Source organism: Neobacillus drentensis (assembly GCF_036965645.1).
Lineage (GTDB): Bacteria > Bacillota > Bacilli > Bacillales > Cytobacillaceae > Neobacillus > Neobacillus drentensis_D.
Window position 1 is genome coordinate 36,298 of record NZ_JBALPZ010000043.1, and the last position, 21,832, is coordinate 58,129.

The window sequence follows — 21,832 nt, forward strand, 5'->3', positions numbered from 1 at the left end:
GCTCCAATCAACAGAGTATTAAAAAACAACATTGTCGTTTAACAGAGCAAAAAAATAAAAAAACGATTCTTCAGTCCTTAAAAAAGGACGGAAAAATCGTTTCCGCGGTACCACCTTTATTGATGCATGTGCATCCTCTTCAACCCGTAACGAGGGAGACGGCTTATGTTTGCATAAGCAGCTTTCAAAGGGCAGGTTCAACCATCTTTCTGTGAGAAACCTTCCAGCCTGTGGGTTTCACTCTCTAACACATTCCAATGATTTACTAATCCCATACCATTTACTATTTTTATTTATTTGATTATCTATAGAAAAAGGAAAATTGTCAAGAAGGAAAACGAATAAAAAGCAAGATATTTTTTATTTTTCCAACTATTATGAATCTATCTTTTCGACATCCTCTTTTTTAAGTTTTAAAACTTCTATGATAGTAGCTGGTTTAAACAAGAGCGCGGCTGGACTTACTAGATTTGTTACCCTTACCAAATCTTTATAGATAGACTTATTTTTTGCCGATAGTAAAAATATCTGTTTCACATACCATTGTAGAACCTTCAATCCTAATGGTTTTTTTCCTTTCACCTCATCAAATCGAAAATCCTCACAAAGGACCATTAACCAAGCAGGTGCAATAATTTTTGCCAATTGTTTCTGTAATTTTTTCAATTGGCCTGTTGGTGAAGTTGAAGCAATGTAATCTCTAATTGCCAGTGCCTCTAGTGCTGCAATACTCATCCCTTGTCCAAATACTGGGTCAATCCGGCAAATCGAATCACCCGCAACTACTAATCCGGCAGGTAGATTCACTCGTTCAAAATGACGCCACATGATGTGCGGAACTTTATAAATTGCGGTTTCCGATTCAGAGGTACCTTTTTGTAATTCTTGATAGATATCAGGTAGTGGTAACATGGCCGTCTTATGAATAAAGCCTTGTTCATCTTTTACTTCAGCAGGATTCAAGCTATTTAAATAACCATTGAGCGTCACAATACATTGATTGTTTTCAATCATTGACAAGGTGCCGCCAATCGTTTCCTTGGCGGGATTTGGGTAGATAATTTTTATTTTAAAATCATTCGGAGGTTCCGGCAGTGTAAATTTCCGGGTGGCATAACAAAGTCCTATGTCAACTTTTTCCTCCGGTACTGTTTTCCCCTGCTTCTCCAGCCAGCCTTTTGTAAACGAAACGGAGCCACTTGTGTCGATTACTAAATCTCCACTTACCTTATTTATTTTATTTTCTTTGAGAACTTCTACACCACATACCTTACTTTGGTCATCCGTTAATAAAAACGATTGTACCTTTGTTCCATAAACATAAGTAATATTTGCCGTTTGGTTTACCCTTTCCTCGATATATGTTTCGAGCAAAGGTCTTGTCTGTAACAGTGTTGGATAACCGCTTTTATACCGCAGTTTCCAAACCCCATGATGGAACCACGCCAGATCCCGAAGCGAATCTATTTTAATCGATCCACGTTTTATCATATCTTTTTGAAACCCGGGAAATAGTCTTTCTAATGCATGGTCACCTGCATGCAGGAGGGCATGGATGTGGTGGGCCTGCGGAATACCTTTTCTAACTGTGTTCTTATTTTCAGGCTGAGGATCCTTCTCCAAGATTTGAACATGAAGAAAATAGGGGGATATGGCTGCCGCAATCAATTTTCCTGCCATTCCCCCGCCGATAATAATTGCTTGTTCACGCTTCAACTTTCTTCTTTCCCCTTTTTTATCTGTTTTTTACAATGGCAGATGTGTCACTACTCTCTTGTAATCAATTGGCTTAAAAGATAATTAGTAACCTTCACCGACTCAAGTCTTGCTGCTACGTAGGGCGGCTGGATTTCCTTTGCTCCTTCTAACGGCAAACCCAGCCATAAAAGCTCCTCATCAATTATGATGAATGGAAACGGCAAACTCTCAGGAATGATCTGCTCAGGCTGCAGGTCTTGCCATAGATCGTTTGAGACCAGCGTTAATTTTACTGATTTACTTCGATTTTTTAGTTTCTCTTCCCATTCTGAGGTAAGCCTAGTTTGTTCTGGCAAAGATAGAACAATTGACACCCTTGCAGAATCAAGATCCTGGAATACTTGTTCTAGCCTGCGGGCATGCATCCATTGTAATTGAGGATGCTGATGTCTAATCCACCTTCCAATATCTTTTGTTTCTACCACTTGCTGTTTCTTCACCTGATGGTCCACAAGCTGCCGCAGTGTTTTTCCTTGAAATACATGTTTGCGGATAAAGGCTTGATTGCTTACGTGGATGAACTTTCCTCTTGTTCGAGTAATAGCAACGTTTATTAACCGTTCACTATCTTTACCTGTTATAAGCATACCTGCCCGGGTTTGCGGCGCCCCCTCGACTGTATCAAAGATCATGACATCCCGCTCGCTCCCCTGAAATCGATGGACAGTGGCAGCAATAATATCCGCGAGTGTACGTTCTTTTTCATATAAATCTTCAAGAATCATATCCATTAACTGGGCTTGGGCGCGATAAGGAGTCACATAGCCAATCGACCGCAGTCCACTCACATAAGACTCGTGAATGAGCTGAAAGGATAACAACGACTGCCATATATTCATTCTGGATTGCGAGGTCCTCTCCGTTATACAATATGCTCCTGTAAAGCTGGTATCAACAAGGACAGAAGATCGGCTCGGGAATGGTGTACTTTCTACAATTTTATTCCGGCTTTTCCTGACACTTTCATGATCTCCAACTAAGGATTGATAGATATATTGATTAGTGAAGGCAGAGATATCTGGATGCATCCGGCGTTGTTCTTTCAGTAAGAAAAGATGGGGGTGCAGCTTACCATCCTTTACCCAATCCACAATACCGGCCCGATGAAAAATATCCTCTTTCAGCCACTTCGTCACTAAAGGGTCCCTTGATGCCGCGATTGGCGGAAGCTGCTTAAAATCTCCGCAGATAATCACCCGTTTTCCAAGTGCCGCAGCAAATGCCGCTTGTGGGACATAGGCCATACTCGCTTCATCAACGATCACGACATCAAACGTTTTTTCAAAAATCACCGGATCACTGGCCGCTTTGGCAAGGGTTGCCCCGACTACAAAGGCATCTTCTACAAATTGAATCTCCTTTTGACGAATCTTTTCAAGTACTCTTGCAATCTTCGTTTCAAGCTCTAATAGTTGATTGGTATCCCGTTTGCTGAATGAGCGTGCAATGTCCTGCTTTAAATGCTTCCGCTCTTCGAGTAAAATTACCTTTTCTTCGGCAAGACCCGGATCTTGCTTCGCGAGTAATTCACTTGTCGTAACAGCTTCTCGATCGGTAAGGTGTTCACTTGTACCAAATCCATAGCGTAGGACATCGCCTTCTCGAAACCGATTTTTCTTTTTAATAAAATCGGAAAGTTCACCAATCAGAACATCCACTGCCTGGTTGCTGTGTGATAAGATAAGAACCCGCTTTTCATGAAAATATTTATTTGCAGCCGTCCTCGCAAGTGTATAGGTTTTGCCAGTACCGGGCGGCCCCCATACAAAGGTGACCGGATTATATTTGGAACGCAGAACTAACTCATGGACAGTGCTCTTTATTTTTTCTACAGGATGGGTGGCTGGCATCGAGGGATCCATTAATTTCTTGACCCGCAGCCGCTTTTGTTTATCTTTTTTAATTTCATCGAGTCGCTCGATCAATTGCTCCAGCAATTCCCATGGATCGTGAAATAAGGTTGCTTCAGTAATTAAGTCGCCAAATGATTGTTCGAGAGCTACAATAACTCCTATTCCTTCTGAAGATAAAATCCGCCCATTTTGACTCATCCCACCCCACTCGAGTCGAATGGCAGAACCAATGGGTATCCGTAATGAGATCGATGTTTCAAAATAATAAGAAAAAGAACCATCATTTGATAATAGACGGCCATTGCTAACCATGTATTTGTTACTGCCGAACTTTTTTAAATAATTGATTTCATTTTGGAGGGCCTGCTGCCACTCCTTAATATAGGTAACTACAGTTGTCATTTTTGTCTTCCTTACAAGCGAATTCTTTTAGATACTATGCATTTTAACACAAATAGGAAAAAGCATTCGATGACTTGTACGAATGCTTCTTCTTCCGCGATTAATGGCCTACATTCAGATAATAATTTGCCAGTGTGACAATCATCGCACCCATCCGTTCATTTTCTGGAGCAAGAGCACGTTCTATTCCTTCTTCCTTGAGGGCTTCTAACGTCACTTTTCCAACGGCAGCGGCTAAGGTATGCTCTTTGAAAGATTCCACGATTTCTTTATGGATATTATTTTGCCGGGCATATTCAAATAGCGAGCGAACTTGAACTGCGGTTGTAAAACAGACGGCGTCACACTCATTAGCCATCAATTCCTGACAAAGAGTTTTGACTGTCTGTGCTTCTGGTTCAATATGTTGATAGGGAAGAATCCTTTGAACGACTGCACCCTCTCCTTCCAGATATTGAGTTAAGGCTGGTGCAGTTTCCCCATGGAGCTGGACCATGACTCTTTTACCAGTAAAGTGTACCCCTTCAAACGCACGCACTAAGCCTTTTGTTGTTCCATCTTCGGACGTTGCAATTGGATTAATGGCTAGCTTTTTAAGAGCTGAAAGTGTTTTATACCCTCGTGATGCCACCTTTGCTTCACGGATTTTTTCAATAAAGGGCTCTTCCATCCCCAGCTTCCCGGCAATATTCATCAAGGATTCAATCCCAATTCCTGTTGTAAAAATAACCCAATCGGCCCCTTGCTCGATAAATTGAACCAAATCCGGCTCTACTTCCTTTTCTGCTAAAAATACTGTTCCCTGCAGGGATCGAACAAGCGGAATTCCTCCTTGTTTTTTAATTAATGTGCTGATCTCTTCCAGCTTGCGTGTACCGCCAATGACAATCCGTTTTCCTGATAGACCTTTTTCCATTTATGTACCTCACCATTTTTTATTCTAATGTAACATAAAAAATGAAGGAGTAGTGGTTCTCCTTCATTTTTTCTTCCGCTGGTAATCCAATCTCACAAACATAACAGCCTAGGTTTTGGCCTCTTTTTGTTCAAGCTTCATTTTTACATTTCTTTTAACAAAAAGGAAGATAAAAAGTAACATCAGTTGTAATATAAGACCAATTAAATTCCAGGTATAGAAAGAAAAACGCAAAAGATCCATGGTATTCTTAAACATGAGGATCGACAAGTACCCAACAATAAAAGCAATAGGAAATAAGAACTTATTGGTATTTCCTTTATAAAGATAGCTAAAGCAGTGGTTGATCGCATAGAGGAGAAAAGCAACCTTTGTAAAAATCGTTGGGAGCCACGCTACTGTGATGACCAAATCGAGACGGTCGAGAAAATCGGTAATATTAATTTGTTGAATAAGCATTAGACTTGGATAGGTTGATTCACGAATAATTCTTGTTCCTAATACTCCCAGTGCCGAGATCAATACCACAAAGAAAAGGAATAATCCTAACCCTGTTCCAATAATGACAGCTCTCCTCGTTCTTTCAGCCTTATGGATATTGGAGATGATAATTAAAAAGAATAAAATCTCCCCCATCCAAGAAAAGGTCACATAACAGGCTCTTAGAATAGCTGGAATAGATTCCCACCCAAACAAAGGCTGCATGTTTCCAAAATCCCATTCATTCAGTAGTAAGAATGGCAGCATGGACACAATGATAAATAAAATGGAGAATGTAATCCCAGTGACTCTAGCTACCACCTCAAGCCCAGAAATGGCGATATAAACAATAACTAACATGGACAGAACCATCAAGATATCATTGGGTGTGGTTGGTAAAAGAACTGTCGCAACAAAGTCGATCATTCCTCTTAAATCCCTGATGATCGTGAAAATAACAAATAGAAGAAAGAGCATAATAAAGCCCTTATCGCTCCATTTACTCTTATCACCGATTAATAAAACATGTTGTAACCAGTCAACCTTTTTGTTTTTCCCAAAAATAATGAAAATGAAAGAAAGTAAGATAGGAAAAATAATGATCGGCACAACCCAAGCATTTTGGTCCCCTTGTTGTAAAATGATTTGCGGCAGGCTTATGACAGGCCCTGAAAAGATGAGGTTAGCTACTAAGAGGGCCAATTGCCAATCCGATATTTTCTGTTTCATAATTTCACAACCATTCTTGAAATGCCTTCAAATGTCACATTTAAAAATGTCGTGACGGTACTGAGTGATAGGTGAAATAAATCCAATATGGATATGGCAAATGCTAACCCCACCCATAAGTAAACCCATTTTCGTTCTTTTTTACTAATAATTTTTTTTTTGAAAACAAATAAAACATAGAATATGAGACATAACCATACAACAATCATCCCTATTTTCATTCTGTCATTCCTTTTCAATGATCCCTATATTCGTTGTTCTTTGGATATCTGCATCTACTTTGACAGTTACTTTTATGTTTGTCAGAGTTTTTCGCCAGTCATTCTTCCAATTTTGTTCCCACGCCTGATGTTTATTTTTATAAAGATACCAGCCAAACCCAAAAACATCGATACCTTGTGAGTGAGCATGCTTTAAAACCGCTTGAATTTGTTCTTTGATTTGGCTTTCCATTTTACTAATGATCAATCGATAGGTTTTAGGATCCTCGATTCGATAGTTCGGCTCATTTTCAAATAATACACCCGCAGCCCTGACTGTCAGGAGGAAGGTTGGTTTTCCATTAACAATCTTCAAAGTGGGTTTCGTTTGATTCTCAAAGATCTGCACCGAAATTTCCTCATTTTTTGCGACAGGAAAAGAGGCCGATTTTTTTTCCATTTTTTCAAATAACCATAAAATGCCTTCACTTTCATTGCTATTAGAAGAAAATGCAAGCTTGTCATCCTTAAAAACACCAAAGCTCTCCATTTGAACTTCTTTTTTATTTTTATCGTTCTTCGTTGTACCAGCGGTATTTACAATTGGAATGACCATGTCCTTCCCATCGCGATACAAATCTTGAAGGGCATTCCGAGCGGTCATATTAATACTGACTTTAGACATTTCACGCATTCCTTCACCCGAGTATTGTTCCATTCTCGGCTGTGTCTTCAACAGATTCACGGCATCTCCCTTAGCGATGAGCAGAAATGTTGAAATTCTAGATCGAGGCTGTGTAAAAATGGCATTTAGGGACTTCTTAATGCCCTCTTTAGCAAGTGAATCCCCAATAATATGAACTCTTCTATGTCCTAAATAAATCCTTCTGGACAACTTAGTTTGTATTTCCTCAATCCCTTGCCGTTCATTACCACCATTTCCTTGAGCGACTAAGAAGGGCCCTTCACCGCTTGTTCCCCCGCCGCCGCCGCTTGATCCTGCCCCACCCATAGAGCTTGGGAGCGGAATCTGTACGGAATAAAGAAACTTGTTCTTTGCCCCTTTATCTACTCCGGTCGCGACAACAAAGGCAATATCGTTTATTTCCGAGCGGTCCCAACAGCCGGTCAATAAAACGAGGGCCGTTATAGAAGATAACAACAGACGGATTAATTTCATGTCTCATTCCCTTCTTCACTGCCTTTTCCTGGGCTTGGTTTTAAACCTTTCCCTTCTCGTATCATATCCCCTTTAACGGTTTGATTCGGCCGCTCATTCATCGACCACCATGGAACTCTTATAAAAACATCCTTAAGTCCCTTCATCGACATAGGAGATACGGGAGATAAATAAGGGATACCAAAGGATCTTAACTTAGATAAATGAGTTAAAAGAATCAAGAGACCCAAGACAATCCCAAACAAACCAAACATTCCTGCAAGAACGATAAACGGAAAACGCAGGAGCCGAACAGAAATCGCCATATTGAATCTTGGAATCGTGAAAGAAGCAATCCCCGTTAAGGAAACGACAATAACCATAGGAGCCGAAACAATGCCTGCCTCAACAGCAGCCTGGCCGATGACCAGTGCTCCCAGGATACTTACGGCTTGACCAACAATTTTGGGAAGCCGTACCCCTGCTTCCCGCAGCGCTTCAAAAGAAATTTCCATTATCATAGCCTCAACAAAAGCTGGAAATGGAATGGCTTCCCTGCTTGACGCTACACTAAACAGAAGGTTCGTCGGTATCATCTCTTGATGATAGGTAGTCACCGCCACATATATACTGGGTAATGTCAATGCAACAAATATAAAGATAAGCCGAAGTACCCGCAGAAAAATAGAAATATGATAGCGATGGTAATAATCCTCACTGGCTTGCATGAACTGCCAAAAGGTAGCTGGCATGATGAGGGCGAGCGGGGTACCATCGATAATAATCGCCACTCTGCCTTCTAACAGATTGGCTGCAATGGTATCCGGACGTTCAGAATTCTGGATTTGCGGAAATACACTCCAAGGATTATCCTCAATTAATTCCTCAATATAACCACTTTCCAAAATGCCATCAATTTTGATCCGGTCGAGCCTCGCTTGGACTTCTTTTAAGAGTTCGGGTGAAACCAAACCATCAATGTACATAATCGCAATTCCAGTTTTTGTTTCTTCGCCGACATCCTTTGAAATCGCCTTTAGTCGATTGGAGCGGATCTTATGTCTGACAAGGGCCGTATTCACTCTTAGATTTTCAGTAAGACCTTCACGAGGTCCGCGCACAACAGACTCTGTTTCTGGCTCCGATACTCCTCTTCGCTGCCCACCTTTTGCATCTATGACAATTCCGGTTTTCACTCTATCAACTAAAAGAACCGTATTCCCTTTTAATATATTGGAGACCACATCATCAAGCTTGGTGATTTCGTTCACAGAGCTGGCAGAAATAATCCTATCCAGTAAATAGTCTGCGGTAACCCGATCTTTTTCTACTTCTTTAAGAATCTGGTTTATTCCATGCAACTGGATGCTGGTCGAATCAATCAGACCATCTACAAACAATAGGCAGGCTTCCACCTCTCCAGCAACAATCTGCCGAAAGACGATATCAGAGCAATCCTCAAAAAGCTGCTTTAATCGGTCCATATTTATGGATAAATCCGCCTCGATTTCCCTTTCCGTTTTTTCACTAGGTAATGACTTTTGATCATCTCTAAGAAATTTTTTAAATTTTCTCATCGAAAAACTCCGATTAGGTAAATTTTTAGACATTCTGTTTCCAAGTTTGCTTCTAATAATTTGCTCCAAGGATTGAAAAATATTCCTGTGCTCCCTGAATTTTGACGAGATGAGCTTGGACATACTGAATAATGTGGAAAAATATATCGGTTTTAGGAGTGGAGTTAATGTCAGGTCAATTTAGCGATTTTATTAATGAAGTATCTATTCAAGCCAAAATGGAAAATATATGGGGCTATACGTGCAGAGCGTGGGAAAATTGTAACCAGGAAACGATTCAATCGTTCCTCTCTCAGTGTATGGAATATAATATCGACCCCCAATACTGCATGAGCTGGGTAGAACAGCATAAAGAGGAAATACCTAATTGGCAGGCTGTTTCTGAAACTTCACTTGGATGGGTGAACGAACATACATCCACTGGGTCAGCCATATCTATTTCCGAGCAAGAACTAAGCTAAACTTTTATCAATATGGAACTCACAAAAAAATCCTAACCAGCCTGCCAAGCTGATTAGGATTACCTTTTGTACCATGCTATTTTCCTGTTTCTACCTCTTCCACCAATTTAAATAAGAAATGATAGATTAACTGGAAGGCCTCTCCCATTGTCATTTCCTCTCGAAAACCTTCTACATAATTTAGCGCAAAGTTTAAATTCCATAACCCGTCTTCATTACTAAACATTAAATCAAATTTGGCTTCCTCACCTGATAAATGCGTATTTAAATATTCCTTAAGCTGCTTCTCAAATTTTTTCTGAAATTTCAACCCGAGCATAACATCATAGGTTCCAAATACATCGTCTACTTCTAGCGAAACCGCTTCAACATTTACAAAATCAAACCATCTCGATTCGAAATAAATAAACTCATTTTTATGTTTCTTAAGATAATCAAGTGGTTCAGACAAAAACGCTGAGGTTTCATTCTTTAACATATTTTCCGTTTCTTTATCACATCGTTCCATATAAGCATCAGCAAAACGAGTATTTGCATCCTTTTCGACTAAATGACTCTCAACAGCCAGCTGGTTTTGTTCTGCAAATTCTATCTCCTCTCTAAAGAGGACAACCCCTTCAGCTGATTGGCTTTCCTTTTCCGATATGTATTTTTTGATTTTTTCTTTTAACATACTTACCCTCCTATGTACCTACATGTACTAATATTAAATCACTTTTAAAAAAAAGCAAACCGCCTATATCATCATTTTAAATGAGGAGATTTAAATAGGAGCAATGAATGAACCCCCTAGTCATCAACGGATTAGGGGGTCCTTCTTTCTTCCGATTATCATTTCTTTAAAAAACTATTTGGCATGACAACGGCGACTACTTCTCCACGAGCACAAAGACTATTATTTGCAAATACTTCCGCCACTACCTTAAATTTCTTGGGATGGATTTCCTCTATTTTACCTACTGCTTTTAACTGGACACCATGTGGAGTCGGCTTTAAGAATTCCACATTTAAGGAAGCGGTTACAAAACGAGGCGGCTCTTCGTGGTCACCCGGTTCAAAACCATTTTTTCGATGCAGTGCCAACGAAGCGGATCCGGTACCATGACAATCAATTAATGAAGCAATAAGTCCCCCATAAACAAATCCAGGCAAGGCTGTATGTTCTGGCTTCGGAGTATACACCGTTACGGTCCCATCTCCTTCCCAGCCAGTTCGAAAATGGTGGCCTGCATCATTTAGGCGGCCACAGCCATAACACCAGGCAAAATCATCTGGATATTCATCTTGAATTGCTTTTAGTACTTTTTCCTCCATTGTCTAACCTCCTTTTACAGAAAATTATAACATGTTTGATAACTTATGTTAAAATTTAGTAGTACCAAAATGAAGGAGGCAAATCGATGACTAAATCGACGGTAAAACGTCTAAGCCGCTCTGAGGTCCCACTTGAAGAGACTTGGAACTTAGCTGATTTATTCCCATCAGAGGAAGCATGGAAAATGGAACTAACCATAATAGAAGAAGAAATAACTCAGTTTACTCGATTTAAAGGAACATTACATACGAACCCACAGGCATTATTAAATTGCTTACAATCCCAAGAACAGCTTCAAATGAAAATGATTAAAGCGGGGACTTTTGCCAATTTACGTCAAGCGGCAGATGGAACCGACCCCCGCCATCAGGCCAACTCCGCTAAATTTTCCACATTGCGTACAAAAAGTATTGCAGCGCTGTCGTTTATTACTTCCGAAATCCTCGCCCTTACCAACGGGACCTTAGAACAATTTTTAAACGAAGAACCGAAACTGAAAGTCTATGAGAAGAACCTGGTCGAGCTGCTTGAAACGAAAAAACATTCATTATTACCAGAGACAGAAGAAGCACTAGCCGCGCTTGGCGAACTGCAAGGGGCTCCCTACCAAATCTATCAGATGACAAAGCTGGCAGATATGGAATTTGCACCAATTCATGATCAGGAGGGAAATGAACTTCCTGTATCATTTGCCCTTTATGAAAATCGATACGAGTTCTCAAGCGATACCGATTCCCGTAGAAAAGCATACGCTTCCTTTGTCTCTACTCTGAAACAATACAAAAATACCATCGCAGCGGCTTATTCTGCTGAAGTGAAGAAACAGGTTACACTTTCTCGCTTAAGGAAATATGAATCGGTGACTCATATGCTTTTAGAGCCCCATCAGGTAACCTTAGATATGTACAACCATCAAATTGATACGATCTTTAAAGAACTAGCCCCGCATATGCGCCGGTATGCCCAATTAAAGAAACAAGTCTTAGGGCTCGATACGATGCATTTCTGTGACTTGAAAGCACCACTTGATCCTGATTTTAATCCATCGACTACCTATGAAGAGGCTAGTCAAGTTATTTTAGAATCACTTAAAAAAATGGGACCAGAGTATGTGGAAATCATAGAACGTGGATTGAAAGAACGATGGGTAGACCGAGCCGATAATATTGGAAAATCCACAGGTGCCTTTTGTTCCAGCCCTTATGGCGCACATCCTTATATCCTGATCACTTGGGAGAATAATATGCGCGGCTGCTTTACATTGGCCCATGAATTTGGTCATGCCGGACATTTCTTTTTAGCTAACAAACACCAGCGAATCATGAATGTCCGTCCTTCTATGTATTTTATAGAAGCACCTTCGACGATGAATGAAATGCTTTTAGGTCAGCATTTACTGGCTGTACATCAGGATCAACAAATGCGCCGCTGGGTGGTCCTGCAGCTTTTGGGAACCTATTATCATAATTTTGTAACCCATTTACTTGAGGCTGAATATCAAAGACGAGTTTATAAGCTTGCTGAGGCAGGAAAGGCCCTGACAGCGAAGACTTTATCGGATGTGACCGGTGAGGTTCTTACCGAATTCTGGGCTGACACAGTTGAGATTGACGAAGGAGCCCGTTTAACCTGGATGCGTCAGCCTCATTATTATATGGGATTATATCCATATACCTACTCTGCTGGCTTAACAGCATCAACTGCAGTTGTGCAAATCATTCAGGAAGAAGGCCAGCCGGCCGTTGACCGCTGGCTGGAGGTGCTTAAGGCTGGAGGAACGATGAAGCCGCTTGAATTACTAAAGCACGCAGGCGTTGATATGTCTAAACCGGAACCAATCAGGAAAGCAGTTGCTTATGTTGGTTCGCTGATTGATGAACTAGAGAATTCCTATAAGTAACATAAAAGGATGCCGCATATCATTTGCAGCATCCTTTACTTTATTTATTGGCTTAATTAAACGATATGGTTGTTTTTATACTCTGTTGATTGGAGCGGAAATCAACACATGAATCTTAACAAAGCCTATTTTTTTATAAGACTTTTGTAGGCAGCTGATGTTCTAATTTCGACCGTTAATTTCCCCTTTGCATAGATCGCTTTAATTAATAAGGGAACCCCTGTTGTATTTTGAAAACGAAAATCTGGACCTCCATAGGATACCGTTGCATCTCTTCCCTGCGGGACATAACCGACAGATAAAGAATGATGATGTTTTTCAACATAACTAACACCAACTTGATCGACCGCATTAAACAAGGTTGACGATGTCTGACAAATCCCCCCGCCGATTCCCATGACCAATTTTTTATTGACTATTTCCTTTGCCGGCTGGTACCCATGGGCAGCATCACTTGGCCCAACCGTTGTATTAAACGAAAAAATATCACCTGTACCAACAATAACATTATTAATGCCTATCGCTGACAGCTCGATATTTTTTGAACGTCCGATTACCCCACTGTCAAAATATGTCGAGAAGGATCCCAGCACTGCTTCATTTAAATGGGCCGGGTCTTCTGGCTTATAGCCGCTTGCAGTTATCGTTATAGGCAGTTCAACATCTCCACCCTCGGACGATGCAGTCATTACTCGATTCACTAATTCGGTTTCATCTAAAATGATCAATGGCTTTCCTTTAATGATTTGCCCATTCGCATCGATTTTGTCAGGGATCATTCGTTGATCATAACCCGCTGTTTGAGCAGTTCCTCTTGCTAAATCTTTAGCCCACTGCTCGATAGCCTGTTTATAGCCTTCTGGATTACTTGCAAACCCTAATTCTTCTGGTAAAAAAGTTTTTACCAAACTTTTGTTATTAGGATCAATGACATTGACGACTACTGGTTTCTTTTCCTCTTCCTTTTGCGGTTGTACTTGAGAATTTTTTACAGGTTGCTTTACCTTTTCCTTTTCATGGTCCGCGGTGTTAGTTGTCACCTTCTCATTACAGCCTGCTAAACCTAGTAAACTTCCAATTAATAAAACTGAAATGGCCCATCTTTGCTTTACCATGTTCCCCAACTACTCCTCTTGTTCTAATCTGATTTACTGTAGTTCAAATACGTCAAATGGGTTGCCTCCATTCACCCATTTTATTCCCCTGACGAAAGCATTATTACTTTCATATAAGTTGTCAGGGAAAAGTTAAATAAAAAAGCAGCTCTGAACAAAAGGTTCATAGCTGCTTTCTGGATTATTCATTATCTAGTGCCCGTTTTGGCCATTGGCTTAACGACTTTTGCTTCTGTAAAGATGGGCAGATATTTTTTATACGTATGCCAATAGACCATAGCAATAAAGACTGTTCCGCCCACCGCATTTCCTAAAAAGACGGGGATAAAATTTTGATAATATTCCACCCATGTGAAATGACCAGCAAAGATAGCGGCAGGAATGACAAACATATTAGCCACAACGTGTTGGAATCCAATTGCAACAAAAGCCATTGTTGGGAACCATATGCCTAAGATTTTTCCGGACATATCATTAGCACCATACGATAGCCAAACAGCAGAGGCAACGAGCCAGTTACAGCCGATCCCGGAAATAAAGGCTTGGAGAAAGGTTGCTTCAAGCTTATGGTCTGCGATACTAATGGTTTTTTCTAAAAATGGAGTGGCTTCAGTTAAGCCAACTAGATGTCCAAAGAAGTAGGCAACAAAAATGGCCCCTAAAAAGTTACTTATGGTAACGAGGAACCAGTTAAATAAGATCTTTCCTGTACTCACCCTTTTTGCCATTTTTGCTAAAGGAACTGCCATCATATTCCCGGTCAAAAGTTCCCCGCCTGCCAATAATGTGAGGATTAGACCGATTGGGAACACACTTGCACCGATTAAACTGCCTAATCCTTCTAAATTGCCGGTTAACGTTGCGGTTACACGGATAAAAAGCAGGTAACCAAGGGCTATAAACGCTCCTGCCTCAAACCCTAATAGAATAGTTTGTAGTGGTGAATACTTGGTTTTTTTAACTCCGTTTTCGACCGTAATGGCCATGATTTGATCCGGCTTACTAAACCCCATAATCTCTACACCTTCAATTTCTTTATTTGTGAAATACTTAACATACTCTTATTTTATAGCATTTTCATCCAGAAACCTGTGAATATTTCTTTAATAATTATGGAACGCTTTCATTCGACAAATTTTACGTGCGGCCGATTTTCCTGTCACATTTTGCGGATAATTATATGTTATAATATATACATGTGTTAATTTCAGTAGTAAAACACTTATCACCACGGCATAGTCCTATTTGCTTTGGTTTCATGATATAGTTACTATTAATCGAATGGATGTGTTAGCATGGAAAATACAATTGAGACGGTTTATCGATTAGAAAATCCAGAGAAAAACATTATTAAATTTGCGACCGGGACACAGCTTCGGTATGAGGATGTTATTAAAGAAGTTTTTGGTGTTGCATGTATCAATGATTTACACATGATGCTTCAATATAACAAGAGTTTTCAGACAAGCATCTGTAACAGCTATGGGATTAGCGAAAAGAAAATCACACTTGATAAAATCATCCGGATTGCATCCAAATCAGATTTGCTCTTTTTAAAACAACTATTATTGGACGAAAAAATCCAAAACCAACAGGTGGATGAGAATACAATCCCAGAAGAAAATACTATGCATGTCAACCGCCCTTTTGACACCATTATCAAACTCCAAGAAGGAATCTACCAATGGGACGACATCAAATTCTCCTACAGCGCTGTTACTAATGGTGCCTGACACTATCGAATAAAAAAGAGCCGGGTTCCATTGTTTTTCAATTGGGTACCTGGCTCTTTTGGTTTTAATTCTGGCTATCTTCTTTTGGTTTTTTGGTGTGATTTGGTCAATCTGCCTAATAAGAACGCCCCTGCTGCAACACCGATGATGGTGTTGGTTTTCTTATTAAATACCTGTTTAGCCACCAGGTTTAAGTTTTGCGGTCTTTCGGCTAAACGTCTCATGAAATACCCATACCAATCATTCCCAAATGGAACATACGTACAGAAATTATATCCCTCACTCGCTAAATTTAACTGTAGTTCTTTCCTAAATCCATACAGCATTTGAAACTCAAACTGATCATGAGGAATATTGTTTTGTTTAACAAACTCTTTGACATGATGAATGATTTGATGGTCATGCGTTGCAATTGAAGTAAATTTTCCATTTAAGAGATGCCATTCAATCAATTGAATAAAGTTAGCATCAATATCCTTTTTGTCTTGAAAAGCAATTTCTGCTGACTCTTTATATGCACCCTTTACAATCCGGATCCTGAAGTTTTTATATCTTTCTAAATATTCCATAGCCTTATGAAAATAGGCCTGAATAACGGTTCCAACATTCTCAAATTCAAGTGAGAGTTCGTCTAACAGATTGAAGGTTAACTCCAAGTGCTTGAAGTCTTCCATATCAATGTTGACAAACATATCATATTGACTTGCTTGATGGACAATTTCTCTAATATTATTTAAACAAAAGCTATAATCGATATCTAATCCAACTTGTGTTGGTTTTAAAGATATATGTGCATCCACTTGATTTTCATGTATGGCCTCAATCACCTTAAGAATTTGCTCTTTCGCTGCAGCTGCCTCTTCCTCTTTAAAAACGAACTCTCCAAGATTATCAACGGTACAAGATATGCCGTGAGCGTTAAGTTCTTTAATACTTTTGATTACTTCTGGTATATTAGTACCCGCAACAACAGTTTGTGCCCCCAATTTTAAACCATACTTTTTAGCCGCATTATTTAAAAATTGATTTTGTGATAAGCCCATGAAAAGATCCTTCAACATTGTAGTATCCCCTTGTAGATTGTTTTTCCTTCATTATAGCATACGCTTTCATTAATATTTATTTTGCGAATTTTTCGAAATAAAGCGTTTGCATCAGTCAAAAAAAAAATAACAAAAAAGCTCACCTCTATAAAAGAAATGAGCTTAAACATTATGACTATACAGCAAATGGTGTCAGGCACCTTAGTTTTCTGCTAGTTTGGAGGTTATTTTCTTATCAGTCGAGTTCGCTTTTCCTTCTATGTCTTCTGCTTGTTTGGAGCGTTTAATAAAGAAGGCTAATACGAGTGCGACTGCAGCAATGAAAGTTGCGATTAGGAATGCAAAATTGATACCATTTAACATCGATTGCATCATTATTTGCTGTTTCATTTCGGCAAGAGCTGCCTTTGTTGGCGGTGCTGTTAAATGCTGCATGGCTGCATTTCCGAGTTCTTTAGCTTCTGATTCAGCACGGTTTGACATAATCGTTACCATTAATGCAGTTCCTATAGCACCAGCGACTTGGTTTAATGTATTGTTCATCGCAGTTCCATGTGGATAAAGACGTTTTGGAAGCTGATTTAGACCATTTGTCGATACCGGCATCATAACCATCGACATCCCTAACATCCTTACAGAATAAATAATAATTAAATGTGTATAAGTTGTATGAAGTGTTAACTTGCTGAAAGCATAGGTCGTCACAACAATAATCGCTAGACCAGTGCAAGCTAAAATTCTTCCGCCAATTTTATCAAATAATTTCCCCGTTAGCGGCGACATAAAGGCCATTAAAATCGCTCCTGGCATGAGCAATAATCCTGCATCCATCGGAGAAATCCCCCGAAGGTTTTGTGTATAGATAGGAAGTAAGATCATCCCGGAAAACAAGGCCATGTTTACAACCATTGAAATGCAAGATGATAGAGCAAACATCGGATACTTATAAACACGGAAATTCAACAATGGTGCTTCTAGCCTTGTTTGACGCCAAATAAATAGGAATAAAGAGATGATACCAATCATAATGGTGCCATAAACTTCAGGGCTGTCCCATCCTTTACTGCCGGCAGAACTAAAGCCATAAAGGATACCGCCAAAACCTATACTTGACAGGATCACAGACAAGAAATCAAGACGTAAATTAACCTTTTCCTTCTTATCTTTAAGTAAGAATAAACCAATTAAGAGAACTACAATAGCAATTGGTGTAATAAAGTGGAAAAGCATTCTCCAGTCATAATGTTCCACAATCCAGCCTGAAAGGGTAGGACCAATCGCTGGAGCAAACATTAGAATTAGTCCAAAAACGCCCATGGCTGCTCCTCTTTTTTCAATTGGGAAGCTGACCAGCATAACGTTCATTAATAGCGGCATTAGAATCGCTGAGCCGGAAGCCTGCAGCATCCGTCCCCCCAACAACAGTGGAAATACATGAGCAAATCCTGCAAGAATCGTCCCTGCAGTAAATAACCCTATCGCTGCTAAAAAAATACGCCGAACAGAGAACTTTTGAATTAGATAAGCACTTATCGGTATTAAGATTCCGTTCACTAACATGAAGCCTGTTGTCAGCCACTGAACAGTGGATGCCTCAATATTTAAATCTTTCATAATAGAAGGCAATGCAATGTTTAGTAATGTATTATTTAAAAATGAGATAAAAGCACCGACCATTAATACAGCAATAATTCCGTATGGTGGACGATTAGCATGTTGTTTGTTTTTTTCCATTTAGTTTCCCCCTAAGACGCATGTATGCCATTAAGTACGTTAATTCGCATAAAGTATATCTTATACCTTAAGTACAATTATTGCAATTGGTAATCACTTATTAATTAAAGGTTTTTTAATTACCATTTATCCTGGCTTAAAAATTTTATACAGGGAGTACAACATTGGGCTACTGTTTATATACCCTCTACCTTGGGTGAAGACGTTTTATTATAACTATTTTTCATCTATTTCCTAATTATTAATCGTTCTTTTTAAAATGGTAAAAAAATATTCCTAAACGGGATCTGTTACGTACTATAAATTAACATCACACTGAACAAAAAACACTCCCAATTCAAATGAGAAATGGGAGTGTTTGCATTAATCTATCGTCGTCTGTTTCGATTACGTAAAAATGTAGGAATATCAAGCGAGTCATCTTGTCCTTGATAAGATCGATCATAATCTTGGATAGGTTCATTGTACTGCTGTCTTTGGCCGCTATGATCCTGCTGTATGGTCTGATCGAATCTCTCTTCTCGATTTGGCTGAGTTACATTTTCCTTTACAGGAGACAATGCTGGTCTTTGTGACGGAGTATTTTCATCTGTAAAACCAGTAGCAATGACTGTAATCATAATTTCATCTTTTAAATTATCATTAATAATCGAACCAAAGATCATATTTAATTCATGGTCAGACGCAGAAGCAACTAGGTCAGCGGCCTCTTGGACTTCAAAAAGACTTAAATTACTTCCGCCTGTGATATTCATTAACACACCTTGAGCACCATCAATCGACGTTTCAAGTAATGGACTTGAAATCGCCTTTTTAGCTGCTTCAACGGCACGGTCTGGACCTTTGGCTACGCCGATTCCCATTAAAGCAGTTCCTTGGTTTGTCATAATGGTTTTGACATCGGCAAAATCCAGGTTAATTAGTCCTGGTACAGCAATTAAGTCAGAGATCCCTTGAACACCCTGACGAAGGACATTGTCCGCTTCACGGAACGCTTCGAGCATTGGCGTTTTTTTGTCGACAATTTGCAGTAAGCGGTCATTTGGAATAATAATTAACGTATCAACCGCTTCTCTCATTAAGTCAATTCCACTGGCAGCATTTACAGCACGCCTTTTACCTTCAAATCCGAACGGACGGGTAACTACCCCAATCGTTAGGGCACCAAGTTCACGGGCAATCTCCGCGATAGCAGGTGCAGCACCTGTTCCAGTGCCGCCACCCATACCAGCGGTGACAAATACCATATCGGCTCCCTCTAATACCTCTTGAAGCTGCTTTCTACTCTCTTCTACTGCTCTTCTACCGACTTCGGGGTTCGCGCCTGCGCCGAGTCCTCTTGTCAAGGTAGCACCAATTTGCATTTTAATCTCCGCTTTTGAAAGATTTAGCGCTTGTGCGTCTGTATTGACAGCAATAAATTCAACACCTTGAATTCCATCCTCAATCATTCGGTTAACAGCGTTATTTCCGCCGCCGCCAACTCCAATAACTTTAATTCTAGCAATTTGATCTATATTCATGTCAAGATCCCACATTCACAATTCCTCCTAAACCAATATTACTTCATAATTCAGAAAATTAACCTTAATTTAAAAGTACTTTTTTCCCAATTATTCTACTTAATATTTTAGCAAAATAATAGGCTGGTTTGTATAGTACGACGTATTCATTTCAACAAAAAATTTTAAAAAAAGCATAAAAATGATGGCATTTTCTAGCTATTTGGAACTTTTTTATACTGCGATCTTTTTAGGTATATTAGACTATCAGCGGATAAGAGGCTATTTATGTCGAATAATGAGACGTTAAAATATGATTTGCTAGAGGGAGAAGGACAGTTGCTATCAATCTGATAGCAATTAGAAAGCTCTTTATTAGCAATTGCTAATGTACTGCTTCTCTCTAGAGAAGATTGAGTTTTACTATCATTTTATCGATGATTCTTCCATTCTTTCCGAACTATACGTCTACTACATAAACCTATCATTATTTATTAAGAACTATTTATTTATGTATTGTTTTAAGAGTTATTGACTGTTTAATCACTTTATGTCAATTTAAAAAGAATAAACATAACTTCCTATTATGAAGAGGTTAAGACCACTTAAAAATCGTCTCCAATAATTCTACAGGTTATAATAACCTCTCCATTAACAAAATGACAAAACGCGGTGTGATGGGAACGCATACGCCCGGCGTTCTCGAGGATACTACGGCAGATGCAATCTTCGGAATTCTCCTAGCTTCTGCCCGAAGGATTGTTGAATTGGATCAATTTGTGAAATCCGGAAACTGGAAAGGACATTTAACCACCGGAGAATATGCGATTGATGTACACCATAAAACTCTCGGAATTATTGGGATGAGAAAAATCGGAACGGCGATTGCCAAACGTGCCCACTTAGGTTTTGATATGGATATCTTGTACCATAACCGAAACAGGAACATAGAGGCTGAAAAAATGTATCATGCTGCCTTCTGTGACCTAGAAACATTGTTAAAAGAATCCGATTTTGTCTGTCTCATGACTCCCCTGACCGAAGAGACGGAAAATTTAATGGGTAAAAGAGAATTTGATCTTATGAAGAAATCCGCGATTTTTGTAAATGGATCACGAGGTAAAACAGTAGATGAAGCGGCGTTAATAAAGGCATTAAAAAATAAAACTATTCATGGGGCTGCATTGGACGTTTATCAAACGGAGCCTGTAAAAATGGACAATCCTTTGCTTAAATTCTCGAACGTTGTCACAACACCACATATCGGCTCGTCAACCTATGAAACTGAACTAAAAATGGCTGAACTTGCCGTTGAAAATTTACTTGCGGGATTATCAGGAAAGTGCCCTAAAAACTTGATTAATCCTGAAGTGCTAAATTAAGATAAAATAAAATATCAATTTAATTTTGATCTTAGGATCGCGAAGGAGTAAATATGATGGCCGCCCAAAAGAGTGTAATTGAGAAATTAAGCTTGCAGAAATATGCTAACAAACTGATCCTCCATAAACCAGAAATACTGGATGAATTTCAAGGACTAGACTATGACTCATCTATAAAAAGAGACAAATATGACCTAATCTTCAGTTTTATTTTTAACTTAGAGGAATTCGCTAATGAACTTCAAAATGTGATTAAGAATCAATTGTTAGAGGACAACGGCTATTTATACTTCGCTTATCCCAAAAAGAATAATAAAGTATATAAAGAATTCATAGACCGTGACAGTTTTATAGGTGCCCTGCCCTCCGATGAGGATGGTTATGTGCTTAACAGCAATATTAAGTTTGCAAGAATGGTAAGCTTAAATGATGTTTTTACGGTGGTAGGTTTAAAATCTACTCCAAAAAAGACGCAAAAATCTACTACCAATAAAAGCAGCCAATGTGTGGATGACTACATTAATAATATTGAAGATATTAAGCAATACTTACAAAAAAATGAAGACCTTTTAA

At 39.3% G+C, this 21,832-nt stretch carries 17 protein-coding genes, 1 pseudogene and 1 other annotated feature; of the genes and pseudogenes, 5 read left to right on the plus strand and 13 right to left on the minus strand.

The features are described 5' to 3' along the window. Window positions 1–80: 80 nt before the first annotated feature. Window positions 81–290: a binding site (T-box leader), on the minus strand. 85 nt (window positions 291–375) lie between these two features. From V7266_RS08980 to V7266_RS09005, 6 genes are all read right to left on the minus strand, one after another. After that, on the minus strand, window positions 376–1,716 hold the full coding sequence (locus V7266_RS08980) for an FAD-dependent oxidoreductase (protein WP_335467553.1): 1,341 nt from the start codon (window positions 1,714–1,716) through the stop codon (window positions 376–378). Between the two features lie 50 nt (window positions 1,717–1,766). After that, window positions 1,767–4,013 carry an AAA domain-containing protein gene (locus V7266_RS08985; RefSeq protein ID WP_335467554.1) on the minus strand — a complete coding sequence of 749 codons (2,247 nt, stop codon included), beginning with the start codon at window positions 4,011–4,013 and terminating at the stop codon, window positions 1,767–1,769. 100 nt (window positions 4,014–4,113) lie between these two features. Further along, entirely contained in the window at window positions 4,114–4,929 is an 816-nt protein-coding gene (locus V7266_RS08990; RefSeq protein ID WP_335467555.1) for a uroporphyrinogen-III synthase, read from the minus strand. Between the two features lie 108 nt (window positions 4,930–5,037). Beyond that, a complete protein-coding gene (locus V7266_RS08995; RefSeq protein WP_335467556.1) occupies window positions 5,038–6,138 on the minus strand; it encodes a GerAB/ArcD/ProY family transporter in 1,101 nt (366 codons plus the stop codon). A 225-nt stretch (window positions 6,139–6,363) separates the two neighbouring features. Then, complete coding sequence (locus V7266_RS09000) at window positions 6,364–7,518, minus strand: Ger(x)C family spore germination protein (RefSeq protein WP_335467557.1); 1,155 nt, start codon at window positions 7,516–7,518, stop codon at window positions 6,364–6,366. After that, a complete protein-coding gene (locus tag V7266_RS09005; RefSeq protein WP_335467558.1) occupies window positions 7,515–9,074 on the minus strand; it encodes a spore germination protein in 1,560 nt (519 codons plus the stop codon). The genes V7266_RS09000 and V7266_RS09005 overlap by 4 nt, the downstream gene beginning before the upstream one ends. A 167-nt stretch (window positions 9,075–9,241) precedes the next feature. Here V7266_RS09005 and V7266_RS09010 point away from each other — a divergent pair, with 167 nt between their 5' ends. Next, window positions 9,242–9,535: a hypothetical protein gene (locus tag V7266_RS09010; protein WP_335467559.1), complete on the plus strand. Its 294-nt coding sequence runs from the start codon at window positions 9,242–9,244 to the stop codon at window positions 9,533–9,535. A 76-nt stretch (window positions 9,536–9,611) separates the two neighbouring features. On the opposite strand, the gene V7266_RS09015 is transcribed toward V7266_RS09010, so the two are convergent. After that, window positions 9,612–10,208: a branched-chain amino acid aminotransferase gene (locus V7266_RS09015; protein ID WP_335467560.1), complete on the minus strand. Its 597-nt coding sequence runs from the start codon at window positions 10,206–10,208 to the stop codon at window positions 9,612–9,614. 158 nt (window positions 10,209–10,366) lie between these two features. Further along, a complete protein-coding gene (locus V7266_RS09020; RefSeq protein ID WP_335467561.1) occupies window positions 10,367–10,849 on the minus strand; it encodes a PaaI family thioesterase in 483 nt (160 codons plus the stop codon). An 86-nt stretch (window positions 10,850–10,935) separates the two neighbouring features. Here V7266_RS09020 and pepF point away from each other — a divergent pair, with 86 nt between their 5' ends. Continuing rightward, a complete protein-coding gene (gene pepF, locus V7266_RS09025; RefSeq protein ID WP_335467562.1) occupies window positions 10,936–12,750 on the plus strand; it encodes an oligoendopeptidase F in 1,815 nt (604 codons plus the stop codon). Window positions 12,751–12,875: 125 nt separating this feature from the next. Here the strand turns inward: pepF and V7266_RS09030 are convergent, their stop codons facing one another. Then, the gene (locus V7266_RS09030) at window positions 12,876–13,865 is read right to left on the minus strand and encodes a VanW family protein (RefSeq protein WP_335467563.1); all 990 of its coding nucleotides are present in this window, start codon (window positions 13,863–13,865) and stop codon (window positions 12,876–12,878) included. Between the two features lie 188 nt (window positions 13,866–14,053). Next, the gene (locus tag V7266_RS09035) at window positions 14,054–14,878 is read right to left on the minus strand and encodes a formate/nitrite transporter family protein (protein ID WP_335467564.1); all 825 of its coding nucleotides are present in this window, start codon (window positions 14,876–14,878) and stop codon (window positions 14,054–14,056) included. A gap of 282 nt (window positions 14,879–15,160) precedes the next feature. Here V7266_RS09035 and V7266_RS09040 point away from each other — a divergent pair, with 282 nt between their 5' ends. After that, window positions 15,161–15,598, plus strand: a complete 438-nt coding sequence (locus tag V7266_RS09040; protein WP_335467565.1) for a hypothetical protein — start codon at window positions 15,161–15,163, stop codon at window positions 15,596–15,598. A gap of 74 nt (window positions 15,599–15,672) precedes the next feature. Here the strand turns inward: V7266_RS09040 and V7266_RS09045 are convergent, their stop codons facing one another. The 3 genes from V7266_RS09045 to ftsZ form a co-directional block, all read right to left on the minus strand. Then, a complete protein-coding gene (locus tag V7266_RS09045; protein ID WP_335467566.1) occupies window positions 15,673–16,659 on the minus strand; it encodes a proline dehydrogenase family protein in 987 nt (328 codons plus the stop codon). A 183-nt stretch (window positions 16,660–16,842) separates the two neighbouring features. Beyond that, window positions 16,843–18,375, minus strand: coding sequence for a DHA2 family efflux MFS transporter permease subunit (locus V7266_RS09050; RefSeq protein ID WP_335467567.1), 1,533 nt, complete (start codon window positions 18,373–18,375; stop codon window positions 16,843–16,845). 368 nt (window positions 18,376–18,743) lie between these two features. After that, a complete protein-coding gene (ftsZ, locus tag V7266_RS09055) occupies window positions 18,744–19,913 on the minus strand; it encodes a cell division protein FtsZ (RefSeq protein WP_335467568.1) in 1,170 nt (389 codons plus the stop codon). Between the two features lie 569 nt (window positions 19,914–20,482). On the opposite strand from ftsZ, the pseudogene V7266_RS09060 reads away from it, so the two are divergent. Together V7266_RS09060 and V7266_RS09065 are read left to right on the plus strand one after the other, a co-directional pair. Further along, window positions 20,483–21,259: pseudogene (locus tag V7266_RS09060) on the plus strand (2-hydroxyacid dehydrogenase); the annotation flags it as partial. A gap of 56 nt (window positions 21,260–21,315) precedes the next feature. After that, window positions 21,316–21,832, plus strand: a 517-nt coding sequence (locus tag V7266_RS09065) for a hypothetical protein (RefSeq protein ID WP_335467569.1), incomplete at its 3' end; no start/stop codon positions are given.